Origin of the sequence: Blastochloris sulfoviridis (genome assembly GCF_008630065.1) — a bacterium.
GTDB lineage: Bacteria > Pseudomonadota > Alphaproteobacteria > Rhizobiales > Xanthobacteraceae > Blastochloris > Blastochloris sulfoviridis.
This window is the reverse complement of the sequence record NZ_VWPL01000011.1, coordinates 68,671-85,472: the sequence shown is the minus strand read 5'-3', so window position 1 is coordinate 85,472 and position 16,802 is coordinate 68,671. Positions and strand designations below refer to the sequence as shown.

Annotated in this window: 20 protein-coding genes; 7 read left to right on the top strand and 13 right to left on the bottom strand. The window is 68.6% G+C overall.

Features of this window, described 5'->3' with window-relative positions; genetic code table 11:
• Positions 1-25: 25 nt before the first annotated feature.
• A complete protein-coding gene (locus F1193_RS08335; protein WP_342781797.1) occupies positions 26-580 on the bottom strand; it encodes an IS1595 family transposase in 555 nt (184 codons plus the stop codon).
• Positions 581-751: 171 nt separating this feature from the next.
• On the opposite strand from F1193_RS08335, the gene F1193_RS08330 reads away from it, so the two are divergent.
• Positions 752-1,033, top strand: a complete 282-nt coding sequence (locus F1193_RS08330) for a hypothetical protein (RefSeq protein ID WP_150097219.1) — start codon at positions 752-754, stop codon at positions 1,031-1,033.
• 151 nt (positions 1,034-1,184) lie between these two features.
• Positions 1,185-1,574 carry a DUF4372 domain-containing protein gene (locus F1193_RS08325; protein ID WP_170263462.1) on the top strand — a complete coding sequence of 130 codons (390 nt, stop codon included), beginning with the start codon at positions 1,185-1,187 and terminating at the stop codon, positions 1,572-1,574.
• A gap of 357 nt (positions 1,575-1,931) precedes the next feature.
• Here F1193_RS08325 and accD read toward each other — a convergent pair whose 3' ends face one another.
• From accD to aroA, 12 genes are all read right to left on the bottom strand, one after another.
• Positions 1,932-2,891: an acetyl-CoA carboxylase, carboxyltransferase subunit beta gene (gene accD / locus F1193_RS08320; protein ID WP_150097217.1), complete on the bottom strand. Its 960-nt coding sequence runs from the start codon at positions 2,889-2,891 to the stop codon at positions 1,932-1,934.
• An 11-nt stretch (positions 2,892-2,902) separates the two neighbouring features.
• Positions 2,903-3,736 (bottom strand): tryptophan synthase subunit alpha, encoded by an 834-nt coding sequence (gene trpA, locus F1193_RS08315; protein WP_150097216.1) that lies wholly within the window; start codon positions 3,734-3,736, stop codon positions 2,903-2,905.
• Complete coding sequence (gene trpB, locus F1193_RS08310; RefSeq protein WP_150097215.1) at positions 3,736-4,983, bottom strand: tryptophan synthase subunit beta; 1,248 nt, start codon at positions 4,981-4,983, stop codon at positions 3,736-3,738. The genes trpA and trpB overlap by 1 nt, the downstream gene beginning before the upstream one ends.
• 11 nt (positions 4,984-4,994) lie before the next feature.
• Positions 4,995-5,654: a phosphoribosylanthranilate isomerase gene (locus F1193_RS08305; RefSeq protein WP_150097214.1), complete on the bottom strand. Its 660-nt coding sequence runs from the start codon at positions 5,652-5,654 to the stop codon at positions 4,995-4,997.
• 6 nt (positions 5,655-5,660) lie between these two features.
• Positions 5,661-6,005: a HepT-like ribonuclease domain-containing protein gene (locus F1193_RS08300; protein ID WP_150097213.1), complete on the bottom strand. Its 345-nt coding sequence runs from the start codon at positions 6,003-6,005 to the stop codon at positions 5,661-5,663.
• Positions 6,002-6,295, bottom strand: a complete 294-nt coding sequence (locus F1193_RS08295; RefSeq protein ID WP_150097212.1) for a hypothetical protein — start codon at positions 6,293-6,295, stop codon at positions 6,002-6,004. The genes F1193_RS08300 and F1193_RS08295 overlap by 4 nt, the downstream gene beginning before the upstream one ends.
• A gap of 188 nt (positions 6,296-6,483) precedes the next feature.
• Positions 6,484-6,852 carry a lipopolysaccharide assembly protein LapA domain-containing protein gene (locus tag F1193_RS08290; RefSeq protein WP_170263460.1) on the bottom strand — a complete coding sequence of 123 codons (369 nt, stop codon included), beginning with the start codon at positions 6,850-6,852 and terminating at the stop codon, positions 6,484-6,486.
• Between the two features lie 22 nt (positions 6,853-6,874).
• Positions 6,875-7,156: an integration host factor subunit beta gene (locus tag F1193_RS08285; RefSeq protein ID WP_150097210.1), complete on the bottom strand. Its 282-nt coding sequence runs from the start codon at positions 7,154-7,156 to the stop codon at positions 6,875-6,877.
• Between the two features lie 147 nt (positions 7,157-7,303).
• Positions 7,304-8,275, bottom strand: coding sequence for a signal peptide peptidase SppA (sppA, locus tag F1193_RS08275; RefSeq protein WP_150097208.1), 972 nt, complete (start codon positions 8,273-8,275; stop codon positions 7,304-7,306).
• A gap of 212 nt (positions 8,276-8,487) precedes the next feature.
• Positions 8,488-10,188: a 30S ribosomal protein S1 gene (gene rpsA, locus F1193_RS08270; RefSeq protein ID WP_150097207.1), complete on the bottom strand. Its 1,701-nt coding sequence runs from the start codon at positions 10,186-10,188 to the stop codon at positions 8,488-8,490.
• A 222-nt stretch (positions 10,189-10,410) separates the two neighbouring features.
• Entirely contained in the window at positions 10,411-11,028 is a 618-nt protein-coding gene (cmk, locus tag F1193_RS08265; RefSeq protein WP_150097251.1) for a (d)CMP kinase, read from the bottom strand.
• 11 nt (positions 11,029-11,039) lie between these two features.
• On the bottom strand, positions 11,040-12,395 hold the full coding sequence (gene aroA, locus F1193_RS08260; RefSeq protein ID WP_150097206.1) for a 3-phosphoshikimate 1-carboxyvinyltransferase: 1,356 nt from the start codon (positions 12,393-12,395) through the stop codon (positions 11,040-11,042).
• Positions 12,396-12,549: 154 nt separating this feature from the next.
• Between aroA and F1193_RS08255 the strand changes: the two genes are divergently transcribed.
• The 5 genes from F1193_RS08255 to yihA all read left to right on the top strand — a co-directional run bounded on the left by F1193_RS08255 (position 12,550) and on the right by yihA (position 16,666).
• Entirely contained in the window at positions 12,550-12,957 is a 408-nt protein-coding gene (locus F1193_RS08255; RefSeq protein ID WP_150097205.1) for a TIGR02300 family protein, read from the top strand.
• 345 nt (positions 12,958-13,302) lie between these two features.
• Positions 13,303-13,437, top strand: a complete 135-nt coding sequence (gene rpmH, locus F1193_RS08250; protein ID WP_126401410.1) for a 50S ribosomal protein L34 — start codon at positions 13,303-13,305, stop codon at positions 13,435-13,437.
• Positions 13,438-13,515: 78 nt separating this feature from the next.
• A complete protein-coding gene (rnpA, locus tag F1193_RS08245; RefSeq protein ID WP_150097204.1) occupies positions 13,516-13,914 on the top strand; it encodes a ribonuclease P protein component in 399 nt (132 codons plus the stop codon).
• Positions 13,904-15,754, top strand: coding sequence for a membrane protein insertase YidC (gene yidC, locus F1193_RS08240; protein WP_150097203.1), 1,851 nt, complete (start codon positions 13,904-13,906; stop codon positions 15,752-15,754). Before rnpA ends, yidC begins: the two co-directional genes overlap by 11 nt.
• 255 nt (positions 15,755-16,009) lie before the next feature.
• The gene (gene yihA / locus F1193_RS08235; protein ID WP_210247329.1) at positions 16,010-16,666 is read left to right on the top strand and encodes a ribosome biogenesis GTP-binding protein YihA/YsxC; all 657 of its coding nucleotides are present in this window, start codon (positions 16,010-16,012) and stop codon (positions 16,664-16,666) included.
• The last annotated feature ends 136 nt before the right edge of the window (positions 16,667-16,802 follow it).

Sequence of the window (16,802 nt, the reverse complement as noted above, 5' to 3'; positions counted from 1 at the left end):
GGAGCGAGAGCTAAACAGAACCTGATTACGCATGATCCTCCGCCAATTTGAGGAAGCGGTAGGGCATTGGCGGGGTCCTGACGGCGGCCCATCCGAGGCGGGGCATCATGGCGGCGAGGTCGTAGCGTCGGTTGAAACGGTATTCGAATTCGGCCAGGTAGCGGGGAATATGCTTGCTGCGAATGGCGCGGTAGGTGCCGGTCAGGGCGTTCTTGATGTTGCCGAGCATGGTGTTGACCCATTTGAAGGCCGGGGTCTGAACGGCCTTCTTTCCGGATCCCGTAAGGATCGGCTGATGGCTGCATCCGGCGTCGGCGATGCCGACGAAGCAGCCGAGACCGTCGCTGACGACCGTACTGGTCGGCTCGAAATTGCGGCGCGCCAGGGCCTTGACCTCTTTGCGGCGGAAGCCTTGGACCCGCCGCAGCTTGATGCGCACCGGCTTGCCCTCCGCCGTCGTCTCGACCGCCGCGACGATCGGGGTCTTGCCGGCGGCGCCACGGCCGCGTTTTCCGCCGCTTCGCTCCGCCCCGGACGGGGCTCCGCGAACCGGCGGAACAAACCGCAAACCCCAACCCAGACCTGTCGACCATCATCCCGGTCCAAAGTGTCGACCATCTTCCCGGTTGAACAGGAACATCCCGGTGCGCGCGACCTTCATCCGTCACCCGCATCCCGCCGGGCTGTTGCCTCAACGAAGGTCCGCCGATCCTTCAAATTTTACGCAGTCGGGACAGCGGCGGTTAACGCTATGTCCACCGCCGCCATCCATGCTGCCGATCCTGTGCGAAGCGCGCAGGAGGACGGCATGTCGAGGGTGCAGATCATGGCGTTTGCGGCGGTCGTCGCGGCCATAGCGTTCACTTGGCTCGCCAATATCGCAGCGACGGTCGGGGATTCGCTGACGAGCCAGGTTGCCCGCAAGCCGGGCGATCCGCCGGTTGTGCGGACCCGCGTCATCACCTCGATCCTCGACCCCGACCCGACGATCGTCGGCGCGATCCCCAAACGGGCCGACGGCCTGCGGCCCTGACCCTTATACCAACGGTCGCGGACTATGACTCGTCATGCCCGCGCTTGGCCCACGGCTGTCCGGCACGGATTGTGCTTGAAGAGGTGCACGGCATTGATTCTGCTTGTTTCCAGTTGGTTGCGAATCAATTGGACCCGAGAGGATCAACGCCGTGCAGCACCAGAATAGCGTCTTCCATGGCCTTCTGAAGCACGTTCCGTGGGCGGTGTTCGACCGGCTAGTGGACGGGCACAACGCCGACTGGGACGATCGCGGCCTGAAGACCAAGGCTCATTTGATCGCCATGCTGTATGCGCAGCTGTTCGGTGTGCGGAGCCTGCGCGATCTCGAAACCAACCTGAAGACCCACGCCGGCAAGCTGTATCATCTCGGAGACTGCACGGTGTCGTGGTCGGCCCTGTCGACCGCCAATGCAACGCGCCCGGTTGGGGTGTTCGGCGGCCTGCTGTCGGCCCTGATGGCGCAATTGCAAGCCGGCTATGTGGCCGTTGGCGAATTTCCTAAAAACAAAGGGACGCGGTTACTCTGTGTCGGAAGGTGATGGTGTCTCTTATAGCTACAGCTTATTCGATAGTGAAAGGCAGATAAAAACAAAATCCCCCTTTGTTGCTTACACGAACACCGTGGGAACAGGAAAAAATTTCTATCGTTCGGTGAGTCATGTGGCCGCTTACTGCAGTCCTGAGCAGCTTATGCTGCCCCGGGCATTGAATTGCAGGGGCGGTCTTTCGCCAGTGACATTCGGATTTTGCGGCACAGAATTCAGCAGACTAAGCTGGAGCTTCGCACTCGGAGTGCCGAAATCACACGTTCAAGCAGGGATTTCGGGCGATTTCGCCACCGCGGGGTCACGCCGTGACCCCGCAACCCGGTCTCAGGTGGCCGTGGCACCCCCGTCTCACGCAGCCGGGGTCTCCGCCGGGGCCGCCTCGGCGGCGGGCGGCGTCTCGGGTTCCGGCGGTGCCGCGTCCTGCACCGGCGCGGGGGCCGGCGGTGCCGGCGGCTCCGGCCGCGGCGTCTTGGTCAGGAGGTGGCACAGCCGGGCCAGCGTGGCGCGCATCTCGTGGCGGTGCACCACCATGTCGATCATGCCGTGGGCGCGCAGATATTCGGCGCGCTGGAAGCCCTCCGGCAGCTTCTCGCGGATGGTCTGCTCGATGACGCGCGGGCCGGCGAAGCCGATCAGCGCGCCGGGCTCGGAGATCTGGACGTCGCCGAGCATGGCGTAGGAGGCGGTGACGCCGCCGGTGGTGGGGTTGGTCAGCACCACGATGTAGGGTTTCTTCGCCTCGCGCAGGCGCTGCACCGCCACGGTGGTGCGCGGCATCTGCATCAGCGACAGGATGCCCTCCTGCATGCGGGCGCCGCCCGACGCCGCGAACAGGATGAAGGGCGTGCCCTTTTCCAGCGCCGTGTCGAGCCCCTTGATGATCGCCTCGCCGGCCGCCATGCCGAGCGAGCCGCCCATGAAGCTGAAATCCTGCACCCCGATCACCACCGGCAGGCCCTCCAGCTTGCCGAAGCCGAGCTTCACGGCGTCCTGCATGCCGGTCTTGGTGCGGGCATCCTTGAGGCGGTCGATGTAGCGCTTCTCGTCGCGGAACTTGAGCGGATCGACCGGCGCTTCCGGCAGCGGCACGTCGAACCAGGTGGCGTTGTCGAACACCGACTTCAGCCGCGCGGTGGCGCCCATCCGCATGTGGTAGTTCGAGCCGGGCACCACGTACTGGTTGGCTTCGAGGTCGCGGTGGAACACCATCTGCCCGGTTTCCGGGCACTTGATCCACAAATTCTCCGGCGTCTCGGTCTTGAACAGCGTGCGGATCTTGGGTCGCAGCGTCGTCGAAATCCAGTTCATGGCCGGTCCTTTCAAGCCGCCTTGGCGGCGGCGCGCACGCCGGCGGCGAGTTCCCTGGCGAGGTCGAGCACGCCCGGCACGGTGGCCGCCGTGGCGCGGCCCTCGGCATCGAGCGAGGTCCGCAGCCGCTCCACCAGCGCCGATCCCACCACCACCGCGTCGGCGCCCTTGGCCACCGCGGCGGCGTGTGCGGCGGTCTTGACGCCGAAGCCGACCGCGACCGGCAGGGTGGTGTGGCGTTTCAGGCGGGCCACGGCCGAGCCGACCCTGTCGAAATCGGGCGTCGCGGTGCCGGTGACGCCGGTAATCGAGACGTAATAGACGAATCCGGCGGTATTCGCGAGCACCTTGGGCAGGCGGTGATCGTCGGTGGTGGGGGTGGCGAGCCGGATGAAGGCGAGCCCCGCCTTCAGCGCCGGCAGGCAGAGTTCGTCGTCCTCCTCCGGCGGCAGGTCGACCACGATCAGCCCGTCGACGCCGGCCGATTTGGCCTCGATGAGGAAGCGCTCGACGCCATAGACATAGATCGGGTTGAAGTAGCCCATCAGCACTAGCGGCGTGGCGGCATCGGCGGCGCGGAAGGCGCGCACGAGGTCGAGCGTCTTGGCCAGCGTCTGCCCGGCCTTCAGCGCCCGCAGCGAGGCCCACTGGATCGCCGGGCCGTCGGCCATCGGGTCGGAGAACGGCATGCCCAGCTCGATCACGTCGGCGCCGGCGGCGGGCAGACCTTTCAGCAGCTCAAGCGTGGTCGCCGGGTCGGGATCGCCGGCGGTGAGGAAGGTGACGAGCCCGGCGCGGCCCTCCTGGGCGAGCGCGGCGAACTTCGCGTCGAGGCGGGCGGTCATCACACCTTGCTCCCCAGCATCTCGGAGACCTGCGGCACGTCCTTGTCGCCGCGGCCGGAGAGGTTGACCACCATCAGGTGGTCCTTCGGCATCCTGGGCGCCAGTTCGGCGACCCTGGCCAGCGCATGGGCCGGCTCCAGCGCCGGGATGATGCCTTCGAGCTTGGACAGCAGCTGGAACGCCTCGAGCGCCTCCTCATCGGTGGCGGAGAGATAGGTCACCCGGCCGGTCTCGTGCAGGTACGAATGCTCAGGTCCGATGCCGGGATAGTCGAGCCCGGCCGAGATCGAATGGGCGTCCTTGATCTGGCCGTCCTCGGTCATCAGCAGATAGGTGCGGTTGCCGTGCAAGACGCCGGGCTTGCCGCCCGACAGCGAGGCGGCGTGCAGACCGGTCGCGATGCCGTGGCCGGCGGCCTCGACGCCGTAGATTTCGACGGCGGGATCGTCAAGGAAGGGGTGGAACAGCCCCATGGCGTTGGAGCCGCCGCCGATGCAGGCGACGAGCGAATCCGGCAGCCGGCCCTCAATGGCCAGGATCTGCTCTTTCGTCTCGCGGCCGATGATCGACTGGAAGTCGCGCACCATCATCGGGTAGGGGTGCGGGCCAGCCACCGTGCCGATGCAGTAGAACGTCGTCTCGACATTGGTCACCCAGTCGCGCAGCGCCTCGTTCATGGCGTCCTTCAGCGTCCTGGTGCCCGATTCGACCGGCACCACCTCGGCACCGAGAAGCTTCATGCGGAACACGTTGGGCTTCTGGCGCTCGACGTCGACCGCGCCCATATAGACCACGCAGTCGAGCCCGAACCGCGCACACAGCGTGGCGGTGGCGACGCCGTGCTGGCCGGCGCCGGTCTCGGCGATGATGCGCTTCTTGCCCATGCGCCGCGCCAGCATGATCTGGCCCAGCACGTTGTTCACCTTGTGGGAGCCGGTGTGGTTCAGCTCCTCGCGCTTCAGGTAGATCTTGGCGCCGCCCGACAGGCCGGAGGCCGTCGAAACCGCGCGAAAGTGCTCCGTCAGCCGCTCGGCGAAATAAAGCGCGCTGGGGCGGCCGACATAATGGGCGAGATAGCCGTCCATCTCCTGCCGGAAGGCCGGGTCCGCCGTGGCCGCGGCGTAGGCCTCTTCCAGCTCAAGGATCAGCGGCATCAGGGTCTCGGCGACGAAGCGGCCGCCGAACTTGCCGAACCGGCCGCGCTCGTCCGGGCCGGACCGGTAGGAATTGGGTTGGTGCACCGTCACCGAAGCGGCTCCTATAGCGTCGCGCGCGCATCCGCGGCCCGCGCCGCCGCGACGAAGGCGCGGATTTTCGCCGGATCCTTGTCGCCCGGCGCCCGTTCGACCCCCGAGGAGACGTCGACCGCGGCGGGCCGGACAAGGCCGATCGCCTGCGCCACCGTTGCAGGATCGAGGCCGCCAGACAGCATGACCGGCACGCCGGGGTCAAGGCCGGCCACCAGCGTATGGTCGAAGGCGAGGCCGTTGCCGCCCGGCAGCGCCGCGCCGGGGGCGGGCTTGGCGTCGAACAGCAGCATGTCGGCGACCCGCGCGAAAGATTCGACCGGCGCGAGGTCGTCGCGCGTCGCGACCGGAAGGGCCTTGATCACCGGCAAGCCGAAGCGGGCGCGGACCTCTGCCACCCGCTCAGGAGTCTCGCGGCCGTGGAGCTGGAACAGGTCGGGCTGGACCATCCCGGCGATCGACTGAAGCGTCGCGTCGTCGGCGTCCACCGTCAGCGCCACGATCCGCGCCCGGCCGCGCGCCTGCGCCGCCAGCCCGGCGGCGGCGTCGAGCGAGACGTGTCGCGGGCTCTTGGCGAAGAACACCAGCCCGACCATGTCGGCGCCGGCCTCCAGCGCCGCCTGAAGGGTGGGCGGGGTGGAGAGCCCGCAAATCTTGACGAGCAGGGTCATCGGCGCTCAGCTCAGGCGAAGGATCAGACGGTCGAGTTGTCCGGCCAGTTTCGGCGCATCGTCGGCGGCGACGCGGAAGACGATCTCCGGATCGGCCAGCCAAGAGGCATGGACGAGGCGGTGACGCATGGCGATCGCCGGCTCCCAGGCGACTTCGGGCACCAGCGTGCGGACCTCCTTCGGGACGCGGTTCATCGCCTCGCCGATCACCAGCACGCAATAGATCGCCGACTGCAGACGGACCTCGTCGCCGGCAAAGGCGGCCGGCGCAACGTCGCGCGCCCGGTCGGCCAGCATGATGCAATGGTTTCGTGCGTCGGTCAGGAAGTCGACGGTCGTGCGGCCGCTCATAAGGGTCTCGCGGACCGTTCGATCCGCGCCTTCTCGGCACCGCGGAGTTCGCTCGCCAGCACGATGCCGACGGGGCGCCCGAGACGGGCGGCGAGGTCGAGCTCGGCACGGGTCAGGCCAAGCAGCGACAGTCCCTCACGCTTTTCCGCCAGAAAGTCGACGGCATCGTCACCCTCGACGTGCGGCGCGGCGCCCCGCGGCAGGAGCGCGATGATCTTCAGCGGATGGTCCTGTTCGACGGCGCGGATATGCTTGAGCAGGGCCGACCGGTCGAGGATCGGAACGTTCATGCAGCCCTCCGCCAACCACCCCGCCCCTGATCGAGCGCCGCGCCTTGCAGGCACCTGCTCTGCGAGAGCCACGCTTTGCGGCCGGCATTCTACCCCAAAACCGCACGGTCACCCGCGGCCCGTTTGCGGGTTCCGCTTCGCTCCGCCGGCGCAGGAGGGCGCGTCGGTCGCGATCTGCGACGTGCCGATCAGGTGGCGTTGCGGCGCGGCCGCGGCAGGGCCGGCACGGCCTCGGCGGGGGGCGCCGATGCGCCGCCGCCGCGCAGCCGCTCGATCTCGGCCTGGAGCTGGTGGATATGGGCGCGCGCCCGCTTGGCCGTGCGATGCCAGCGGCCGGTGGTCAGCCAGCTCGTGACGCCGCCGAGGATGACGCCCAGGGTCAGCGTGCCGAGGATCAGCAGATAGAGCGGCACCGAGACGGTGTAGGCCGCCGTCGCCGCGTCGCCGGTGAAGGGGTCGAGAACCAGCGTCACCGGCGCACGGTTCGCCACCGACAGCACCACCAGCACGATCCCGAGCGGCAGGCCGAGAACCAGAAACAGCAGCTTCCTGAGCACCGCGATCCTCCTTCGGCGTCGGTCAGTCGGCGTTCAGCCGGTCGCGCATCTCTTTGCCGGTCTTGAAGAACGGCACGTACTTCTCATTGACCGGCACATGCTCGCCGGTCCTGGGATTGCGGCCGACCCGCGCCGGCCGGGCCTTCACCGAGAATGCGCCGAACCCCCTGAGCTCCACCCGGTCGCCGCGCGCCAGGGCGGCGGTGACCTCGTCGAGAATCGCGTTCACGATGGTCTCAACATCGCGCTGGTAGAGGTGGGGATTGGTTTCGGCAATCTTCTGAACGAGTTCGGATTTGATCATGAGGCCCGCCGCTAGAGCATTCTCCGCAAAAGTGGGAACCGGTTTTGCGAAAGAGAATGCGACAACTCAATACCTTAGAGCGGCCGCCCGGTTCAATCAGATCGGCGGACGCTCGAGCGTCCGAAAGTGCGTGGTGGATTTCAACCCTCACTGACCGGCAGGAGGGTGCCAAACCGCCAGAACACCGTCAAGCGTGGTGGAGAGCGCAGACGCCTCCGTCCGCAGGTTTTGCGCCAAGACCGGCCACCCGGCGGCCTCCGCCAGCCAGGCGAGGACGCGGGTCGACAGCCGGATCTCGTCGGTCGCCGACCGGCTCGCCTGCCAGTCGCGCACCGGCAGGGTCTTGTCAATCCCGTGGGTCTCGGCGAGCCAAGCCACGGCGGCCTCCTGGTCGCCCAGCCGGTCGACCAGCTTCAGCTCCAGCGCCTGCGCGCCGGTCCACACCCGGCCGCTCGACACCGTCTGGGCCAGCGAATCATCGAGGCTGCGCCGCGTCTTCACCAGATCCTTGAACCAGGCGTAGCTGTCGTCGACCACCGACTGCAGCGCCTGGCGCGCCTCGGGCGAGGTCGGCACGAAGGCGGACGGCGCCGCCTTGAGCGGAGTCGACTTCACCTCCTCGACCTTGACGCCGACCGAGTCGAGCAGCCCGCTGACATTGGGGAACTGTACGATCACCCCAACCGAGCCGACGATGCTGTTGCGGCCGGCGATGATCTCGTCGGCGCCCAGCGCCGCGGCATAGGCGCCGGAGGCCGCCATGCCCTCGACCAGCGCCACCACCGGCCGCTTCTCGGCCAGCCGGCGGATGGCGGTGTGCAGGCTGTCGGAGCCGGTCACCGTGCCGCCGGGGCTGTCGATCGCCACGATCACCGCCTTGGCGCCCGACTTGGCGACCTCCTCGATCATCTTGAGGCGTTCACGGTCGGCGCGGATGAGGCCGGTGATCGGGATGCGGGCGATGTGGGCTTGGCGCTTCTCGACGAATCCGGGCCCGTCGAGCCCGACGACGAGGGCGCCGATGGCGGCGGCGGCCGCCAGCACGGCGGCGACGCGCCATTTCGTCAGCGCGCGGCGCAGGCGCCGGCGTTCGACAATGAGATCGGCATCAAGCGACATGCGGTATTCCCGAAGCGGCGGTCAGGGACGGCCCCGGCCGCCCAAGCGGCGCGCGGGACATTGATAAGCGCACATATAGTACGGCGGCGCGGATCGTTCACCCCTTGCCGCACTGGAAACCGCGCGCCTCGCCCGTGGGCCGGGCTCGGCGCAACGAAAAGCCCCGGCGGGAGGCCCGCCGGGGCTGATCAGCGTGTCGTGGCGAGGCGGCCTCAGCGGCGCTGCTTCTCGCGCTCCTTGAGGGCGGCGCCCAGGATGTCGCCGAGCGAGGCGCCGGCGTCCTGCGAGCCGTACTGCGCCACGGCCTCCTTCTCCTCGGCGATTTCCAGCGCCTTGATGGAGACGGTGACCTTGCGGGCACGGCGGTCGATCAGGGTGACGCGGGCGTCGAACTTGTCGCCGACCGCGAAGCGCTCGGGGCGCTGGTCGGCGCGGTCGCGGGCGAGTTCGGCGCGCTTGATGAAGGCGGTGAGGTCGGATCCTGCGATCTTCACCTCAAGGCCGGCTTCCTTCACCTCGATCACCTCGCAGGTGACGACCGAGCCCTTGCGCACCTCGCCGGAGGTGGTGAAGGGGTCGCCCTGGAGCTGCTTGATGCCGAGCGAGATGCGCTCCTTGTCGACATCGACGTCGAGAACGACCGCCTGCACCATGTCGCCCTTCTTGAACTCCTCGATCACCTGCTCGCCGGGCCGGTTCCAGTCGAGATCCGACAGGTGGACCATGCCGTCGACCTCGCCGTCGAGGCCGAGGAACAGGCCGAACTCGGTCTTGTTCTTGACCTCGCCCTCGACCGCGGTGCCGGGCGGGTGCTTCTCGGCGAACACTTCCCAGGGGTTGCGCAGGGTCTGCTTGAGGCCGAGTGAGATGCGGCGCTTGACAGGGTCGACCTCGAGGATCGCCACCTCCACCTCCTGCGAGGTGGAGACGATCTTGCCGGGGTGGACGTTTTTCTTGGTCCAGCTCATCTCGGAGACGTGGATCAGGCCCTCGATGCCCGGCTCCAGCTCCACGAACGCGCCGTAGTCGGTGATGTTGGTCACCCGGCCCTTGAAGCGGGTGGCTTCGGGATAGCGCCGCTCGATGCCTTCCCACGGGTCGGCGAGAAGCTGCTTCATGCCGAGCGAGATGCGGTGGGTCTCGTGGTTGATCTTGATGATCTTGACCTTGACCTGCTGGCCGATGTTCAGCACCTCGGACGGGTGGTTGACGCGCCGCCAGGCAATGTCGGTGACGTGCAGCAGGCCGTCGATGCCGCCAAGGTCGACGAACGCGCCGTAATCGGTGATGTTCTTCACCACGCCGTCGATCACCTGGCCCTCTTCGAGCGAGGCCACCAGTTCCTGGCGCTGGCCGGCACGGGTCTCTTCCAGCACGGTGCGGCGGGAGACCACGATATTGCCGCGCCGGCGGTCCATCTTGAGAATCTGGAAGGGCTGCGGCTGGTGCATCAGCGGGCCGACGTCGCGCACCGGGCGGATGTCGACCTGGCTGCGGGGCAGGAAGGCCACCGCGCCGTCGAGGTCGACCGTGTAGCCGCCCTTCACCGTGGAGAAGATCACGCCGGAGACGTGCTGGTTGTTCTGGAACGCCTTCTCCAGCTTGCCCCAGCTTTCCTCGCGGCGCGCCTTGTCGCGCGAGATCACCGCTTCGCCGAGCGCGTTCTCGACCCGGTCGAGATAGACTTCGACAGTGTCGCCGATCTTGAGCGCCGCCTCGCGGCCGGGGCCGGCGAATTCGCGCAGCGGCACGCGGCCTTCCGTCTTGAGCCCGACGTCGATGATGGCGAGATCCTTTTCGATCCCGACGACGATGCCCTTGACGACCGTTCCCTCGTTGAGTTCGGTATGGGCAAGGCTCTCTTCGAGAAGTGCGGCGAAGTCCTCCTTGGTCGGAGCGGCGACAGCGGTCATGCAGTGTCCTGAATTGGTTGGATGGGCGGCGCCGGCGTCACGTGTTGCGGTTCGCCCCGTTCGACGCGCGCCCGCCGCATGATGCGGATCGGACGAGCCGCCGGAGACTCCCGGCGGGCCGGCGCGTGAACCACGTCGATCGGGACAGGGTTCTGTTCGCGATGGCCGTGGCAGGAGCGGAGGAAGCCGGGCCGACGGTGGACTTGAACCGCGCCGTCCGCGCTACCTGCGACCGATGATGCCGAGGGCCGTCTGGAACGCCGCGTCTATATCCAAAGTGGTGGTATCGAGCAAGTGCGCATCGGCCGCCGCCGCCAGCGGCGCGGCGGTGCGGCTGGAATCGCGCGCGTCGCGCCGGCGGATGTCGGCCAGGACGTCGGCGAACGCGATGCTCTCGCCGCGGCCCTGAAGCTCCCTGTAGCGCCGCTCGGCCCGCACCTCGGGCGTGGCGGTGACGAAGATCTTCACCGTGGCGTCGGGGCAGATCACCGTGCCGATGTCGCGCCCGTCGAGCACCGCCCCGCCCGGCCGGGCGGCGAAGGCGCGCTGCAGGTCGAACAGCGCCGCCCGCACCGCCGGAATGGCCGCCACCCGGCTCGCCGCCTCGCCCATCTCGGCGCCGCGCAGCCGGTCCTCGTCGAGGGCGGCGACATCGAGCGCTGCGGCCACCGCCGCCGCGGCCGCCGTGTCGCCGGGGTCGGCGCCGCGGTCGAGCACGCCGCGGGCGACGGCGCGGTAGAGCAGGCCGGTGTCGAGATGCGGCAGGCCGAACTGACCGGCGATCTTCTTGGCGAGCGTGCCCTTGCCGGAGGCGGCCGGGCCGTCGAGGGCGATGATCAGGGTGGCGGCCATCAGCCGATCTCCGCGCCGAGTCCCGCCATCATGGGCAGGAAGTCGGGGAAGGAGGTGGCGATGAAAGATGCGTCGTCCACCGTCATGCCGGCCTCGGCGGCCAGCCCCAGCACAAGCCCGCTCATGGCGATTCGGTGGTCCATGTGGGTGACGACGGTGCCGCCGCCCGCCACCCCGCCAGGGCCCTTGCCCTCGACGATGAGATCATCGCCCTCGATCTGGGCGTCGACGCCCGCCGCGCGCAGCATGGCGGCAACCGCGGCCAGCCGGTCGCTCTCCTTGACCTTGAGTTCCGAGAGACCGCGCATGCGGGTGACGCCGCGGGCATTGGCGGCGGCGACGGCGAGGATCGGGTATTCGTCGATCATCGACGGCGCGCGCGCGGCCGGCACCTCGACGCCGGTCAGCTCCGAGAACTGAACGACCAGATCCTCGACGGTCTCGCCGCCCTCGCGCCGCGCATCCAGCACCTCGATGCGGGCGCCCATCTCGCGCAGGGTGACGATGAGCCCGTTGCGCAGCGGATTGGCCATCACGCCGTCGATCGCCAGCTTGGAGCCTTTGAGAAGCAGCGCCGCCACCAGCGGGAAGGCGGCGGAGGAGGGGTCGGAGGGCACCCTCACCGGGGCGGGGCGCAATTCCGGCCGTCCCGCCAGCGTGATGCGCCGGCCGTGGGCGCCTTCCGGCACCACGCGGACGTCGGCGCCGAAATAGGCCAGCATGGCTTCGGTGTGGTCGCGCGTCGCCTCGCGCTCGATCACGACGGTCTCGCCCGGCGCGGCGAGGCCGGCCAGGAGCACCGCGGACTTCACCTGCGCCGACGGCACCGGGGTCTCATAGGTCACCGGCAGCGGCTCGCGCGCGCCTGCGAGCACCAGCGGCAGGCGGCCGCCCTCGGCGGATTCGACGACGCGGGCGCCGACCAGGGCGAGCGGATCGAGCACCCGCTTCATCGGCCGCTTGCGCAAGGACGCGTCGCCGTCGAACCGCGCGGTGACGGGATGGCCGGCGACCACGCCCATCATCAGCCGGGCGCCGGTGCCGGAATTGCCGAAGTCGAGGGTCTCGGTGGGCGCGAGCAGGGCGCCGACGCCGACCCCCTTGACCCGCCAGCGGCCTTCGCCCAGCCGGTCGACCTTGGCGCCGAGCGCGGCGCAGGCTCGCGCGGTGGCCAAGACGTCGGCGCCTTCCAGCAGGCCCGCGATCTCGGTGGTGCCGCAGGCGAGCAGCCCGAAGATCAGCGCCCGGTGCGACACCGACTTGTCGCCGGGCGCGCGAATCTGGCCGCGCAGCGGGCCGGAGCGGCGCGCCGTGACGGGTCGGGTGGCGGCGTGGGAGCCGGTGTCTGGTGTCATGCTATGTGGGCTCGTGGCCTGCCTCGTTCGGCCGCGGGCTGTGACATGGCCGGCCGGGACCGTCAACCGGGGCACGGGAGGGTATTGACGGGGGCGCCCGGCGCCGCTAACCGCATCGTTTCTCCGAAGACATTTATTCGAAGGAACGTCCGCGGTGGCCAAAGACGAACTCGGCACCAAGCGGGTCTGCCCTGTCACGGGGCGCAAGTTCTACGACTTGAACAAGGACCCGATCGTTTCGCCTTATACCGGCGAGAGTTATCCCCGCAGCATGTTCGATCCCGTTGCGGGCCGGCTGAGCGCGCGCGGCGTGGCGGCGCGTGCTGCCGTTGCGCCGGCTTCGGAAGAGGAACCCGAGACCGAGGAGGCGAGCGACGTCGAAATCGTGCCGCTCGAGGAGGCCGAGGAGGATGCGGGCAAGACCGTGACCTCCGAGGAGGACATCGAGATCGAGGACGAGACCCTCGACGACGATGACGAGACCTTCCTCGAAGAGGAGGAGGAGGGGGACGACGATCTCTCCGACGTCATCGGCGATGTCGAGGACGACGAGGAGCGCTGAACACCCACCTGTGCGCTTCGGCGCCGCCGGAGCCGGCCGGGCCTCGGCCGGCTTCAATTGACTTCGCAGGCGGGGCGCCAGTATAAGCGCCGCCAACTCGCAGCCGGGACGGCTTGACGGGCCGGTATCGGTTGGCCTGCCAGCAGCGGTTCCCGGGGGCGGAGCGTTTTCGGCGAAGGCTGGGGTCCAGCCCGGCGCCGGAAGACGCGACAAACTCAAGGATTTGCAGCGTCTTCCGCAGCGGCCGCCACGGGGCCAGCCAACGGGGGCGCGACTGACCGAGGATCCAGGGCCCGATTCGATGCGATCGCAGAGGGCTCTCGCCGCAACTTCCGGAGATCGATCGTGAAGCGGACCTATCAACCGAGCAAGCTGGTGCGCAAGCGCCGCCACGGCTTTCGCGCGCGCATGGCAACCAAGGGCGGCCGCAAGGTGATTGCGGCGCGCCGGGCGCAGGGCCGCAAGCGCCTGTCGGCCTGAGCGGGGCGGGAGGCCGGGGCGTGTTCCCGGCCTCGCCTGCATCTGGCCAAGCGTGACGGGCCGCGTATGACGGGCCACATGTCGACAGCGACGGACCGCCTGCGGAAACGCGCCGATTTTATCGCCGCCCAGCGCGGCGCGCGTGCCCATGCCGGCGCCTTTGTGCTACAGAGCCGCGACCGCGGCGATGACGCCGGTCCGCGGTTCGGCCTGACAATTACCAAGAAGGTCGGAACCGCCGTCGAGCGGAACCGCGTCCGTCGCCGCCTGCGCGCGATCGTGCGCCAGGAGGGCGCCGCCGCCCGCCCGGGCTTCGATTATGTCGTCGTGGCTCGGCGCGACGCCATCAACGCTCCCTTCGCGGAGCTTGCCCGAGAGTTTTCGCGGACGCTCAGCCGCGTCCACGCCGCAGACCGCCGCGGTCGATCCGGCCGGGCGGCGCCGGCGCGTACCGGAGATGATCGCGATGAGCGATGACAACAAGAATTTGGGCCTGGCCATCGGCCTGTCGCTCATCGTGCTGCTGGTGTGGCAGTACTTTGTCGGCGTGCCGCAGGCGGACAAGCAGCGCCAGGCCGCCCAGCAGGCCCAGACCAGCCAGACCCAGCCCGCACCGGCCGCTCCAGGCGCCCCCCAAGGCGCGCCGCAGCCGGCCGCCCAGCCCGGCCAGCCGCCGGCGCCCGCCGCGGGCGCCACGCCGCCGGCCACCACCGCCAGCCCGGCGGTCGACCGCGCCGCGGCCCTCGCCGCGAGCCCGCGCGTCGCCATCGAGACCGGCCGCCTGCGGGGATCGGTCAATCTGCGCGGCGGACGCATCGACGACCTGTCGCTGCTCAATTTTCACGAGACGGTCGACCGCAAGAGCCCGAACATCGTGCTGCTGTCGCCGTCGGGCTCCGAGCACCCGTTCTATGCCGAGTTCGGCTGGGTCGGCCCGGCGAACGGCGCGATCCCGCTGCCGGGGCCGACGACGGAATGGACGCCCAAGACGTCGGGGCCGCTGAGCGAGGCCCAGCCGCTGGTGCTCACCTGGGACAATGGCAAGGGCCTCGTCTTCCGCCGCACGATCGCGGTCGACGACCGCTACATGTTCACGGTGACGGACCAGGTCGAGAACCGCGGCGGCGAGCCGGTCAATCTCTACAATTACGGCCTGATCTCCCGGCACGGCACGCCGCCGGTGTCCGGCTTCTACATCCTGCACGAGGGCCTGATCGGCGTGTTCGGCGACGCCGGCCTGCAGGAGGTGGGCTATTCCGGCATTACCGACGACGGCCCCAAGACCTGGAAGTCGACCGGCGGCTGGCTCGGCATCACCGACAAGTACTGGGCGGCGACCCTGATCCCGGATCAGGCGAGCCCGGTCCAGTCGCGCTTCTCGGCCGGCCAGCTCGGCGCGCTCAAGACCTACCAGACCGACTTCCTGTCGGATGCCGTCACCGTCGCGCCCGGCGCCACCGCCGAGGTGGTCGGCCGGCTGTTCGCCGGCGCCAAGGAGGTGCAGGTCGTCGACGGCTACGAGGTCAATCTCGGCATCAAGCGCTTCGAGCTGCTGATCGACTGGGGGTGGTTCTACTTCATCACCAAGCCGCTGTTTTATGCGCTGGACTTCTTCTACAAGCTGGTCGGCAATTTCGGCCTCGCCATCCTCATCGTCACGGTGTTCATCAAGCTGATCTTCTTCCCGCTGGCCAACAAGTCCTATGCCTCGCTGGCCAAGATGAAGGCGATCCAGCCGCAGCTCGTGGCCATCAAGGAGCGCTACGGCGACGACAAGATGAAGCTGCAGCAGGCGATGCTGGAGCTTTACCGCAAGGAGAAGATCAATCCGCTGGCCGGCTGCTGGCCGGTGCTGATCCAGATCCCGGTGTTCTTCGCGCTCTACAAGGTGCTGTTCGTCACCATCGAGATGCGGCACGCGCCGTTCTATGGCTGGATCCACGACCTTGCCGCGCCCGATCCCACCACCATCTTCAACCTGTTCGGGCTGATTCCCTGGGCGCCGCCGTCCTTCCTGATGCTCGGCGCGTGGCCGATCATCATGGGCGTGACGATGTGGGTTCAGATGAAGATGAATCCGCCGCCGCCCGACCCGACCCAGCAGATGATCTTCGCCTGGATGCCGGTTCTGTTCACCTTCATGCTGGCGAGCTTCCCGGCGGGGCTGGTGATCTACTGGACCTGGAACAACTTCCTGTCGGTGACCCAACAGTACGTCATCATGCGCAAGCATGGCGTCAAGGTCGAGCTCTGGGACAACCTCAAGAAGACGGTCAAGAAGCCGGAGCCGAACAAGAAGAAGCCGGCGTCGAGCTGAGGCGGCGCCGCGTTTGCCCCTGCCCGTGGTCCCGGCCGGCGCCGCACGCCGCGCCGGGACTTCGGCTGAATGGCCCCCTTCGCCGGCGGCTCCGGCCGACGAAAATCCCGTTATCGAACAAGGGGGGTTCGGCGAATCCGTTTCCGGCATCCCGAAGGGATCTGCCGGAAACCCGAATTGCCGCATTCTCTTTCGCAAGACCGGTATCGGTTTTGCGCAGACTGCTCTCCCGAAACCGAGTACCGAAGACCCGCCATGCCCAGCGCCCAGCCGTTCGCGCCCGACGAAATGGAGACCGGCCGGCGGATGTTCGCCGCGCCCTGGGCGTTCGCCACCGCCGCCAGTTCGCTCGCCTCGCTGCCCGCCATGGCAGGGCTGGAGATCGCCTTCGCCGGCCGGTCCAATGTCGGCAAGTCCAGCCTGATCAATGCGCTGGTCGGGCAGAACGCGCTGGCGCGCACCTCGCACACGCCGGGGCGCACGCAGGATCTGATCTTCTTCTCGGCCGGCGGCCCGCTGACGCTGGTCGACATGCCGGGCTACGGCTATGCCGCGGTGGCCAAGGAGAAGGTGGCGGCCTGGACCGGGCTGATCCACGATTTCCTGCGCGGACGGGCGAACCTCGCCCGCGTGCTGGTGATGATCGACGCCCGCCATGGGCTGAAGGACGCCGACATCCCGGTGCTGGACACGCTCGACCGCGCCGCGGTGTCCTACCAGATCGTGCTGACCAAGGCCGACGACACCAAGACGGCGGCGCTGGCCGACACCGTCGCCAAGGTGACGGCGGCGCTGGCCAAGCACCCGGCGGCGTATCCGGAGATTCTCGTCACCTCCAGCCGCACCGGCGCCGGCATTCCGGAGCTGCGGGCCTCGCTGGCCCGCCTGCTCGCCGAGCGGGCGCCGGTGTAATACGAACGGCCCCGAACGCTGACGCGTGGGGCCGTTGACACTCGCGGATTTTATTTTGGGAAATCAAAGATTTCGAGAAAGTCCGCGACCGGGGCCAACGGCCAGCTTTCGCTGCCATTGGCATAAGTGACGGCGA

Excerpts from the sequence above, each read along its gene's own strand:
- F1193_RS08305 (WP_150097214.1), bottom strand. The coding sequence starts at position 5,654 with ATGACCCTGCTCGTCAAGATTTGCGGGCTCTCCACCCCGCCCACCCTT.
- rnpA (WP_150097204.1), top strand. The coding sequence starts at position 13,516 with ATGTCGACAGCGACGGACCGCCTGCGGAAACGCGCCGATTTTATCGCC.
- F1193_RS08285 (WP_150097210.1), bottom strand. The coding sequence starts at position 7,156 with ATGATCAAATCCGAACTCGTTCAGAAGATTGCCGAAACCAATCCCCAC.
- accD (WP_150097217.1), bottom strand. The coding sequence starts at position 2,891 with ATGAACTGGATTTCGACGACGCTGCGACCCAAGATCCGCACGCTGTTC.
- rpsA (WP_150097207.1), bottom strand. The coding sequence starts at position 10,188 with ATGACCGCTGTCGCCGCTCCGACCAAGGAGGACTTCGCCGCACTTCTC.
- trpA (WP_150097216.1), bottom strand. The coding sequence starts at position 3,736 with ATGACCGCCCGCCTCGACGCGAAGTTCGCCGCGCTCGCCCAGGAGGGC.
- yihA (WP_210247329.1), top strand. The coding sequence starts at position 16,010 with ATGCCCAGCGCCCAGCCGTTCGCGCCCGACGAAATGGAGACCGGCCGG.
- sppA (WP_150097208.1), bottom strand. The coding sequence starts at position 8,275 with ATGTCGCTTGATGCCGATCTCATTGTCGAACGCCGGCGCCTGCGCCGC.
- aroA (WP_150097206.1), bottom strand. The coding sequence starts at position 12,395 with ATGACACCAGACACCGGCTCCCACGCCGCCACCCGACCCGTCACGGCG.
- yidC (WP_150097203.1), top strand. The coding sequence starts at position 13,904 with ATGAGCGATGACAACAAGAATTTGGGCCTGGCCATCGGCCTGTCGCTC.
- F1193_RS08330 (WP_150097219.1), top strand. The coding sequence starts at position 752 with ATGTCCACCGCCGCCATCCATGCTGCCGATCCTGTGCGAAGCGCGCAG.
- F1193_RS08295 (WP_150097212.1), bottom strand. The coding sequence starts at position 6,295 with ATGAACGTTCCGATCCTCGACCGGTCGGCCCTGCTCAAGCATATCCGC.
- F1193_RS08300 (WP_150097213.1), bottom strand. The coding sequence starts at position 6,005 with ATGAGCGGCCGCACGACCGTCGACTTCCTGACCGACGCACGAAACCAT.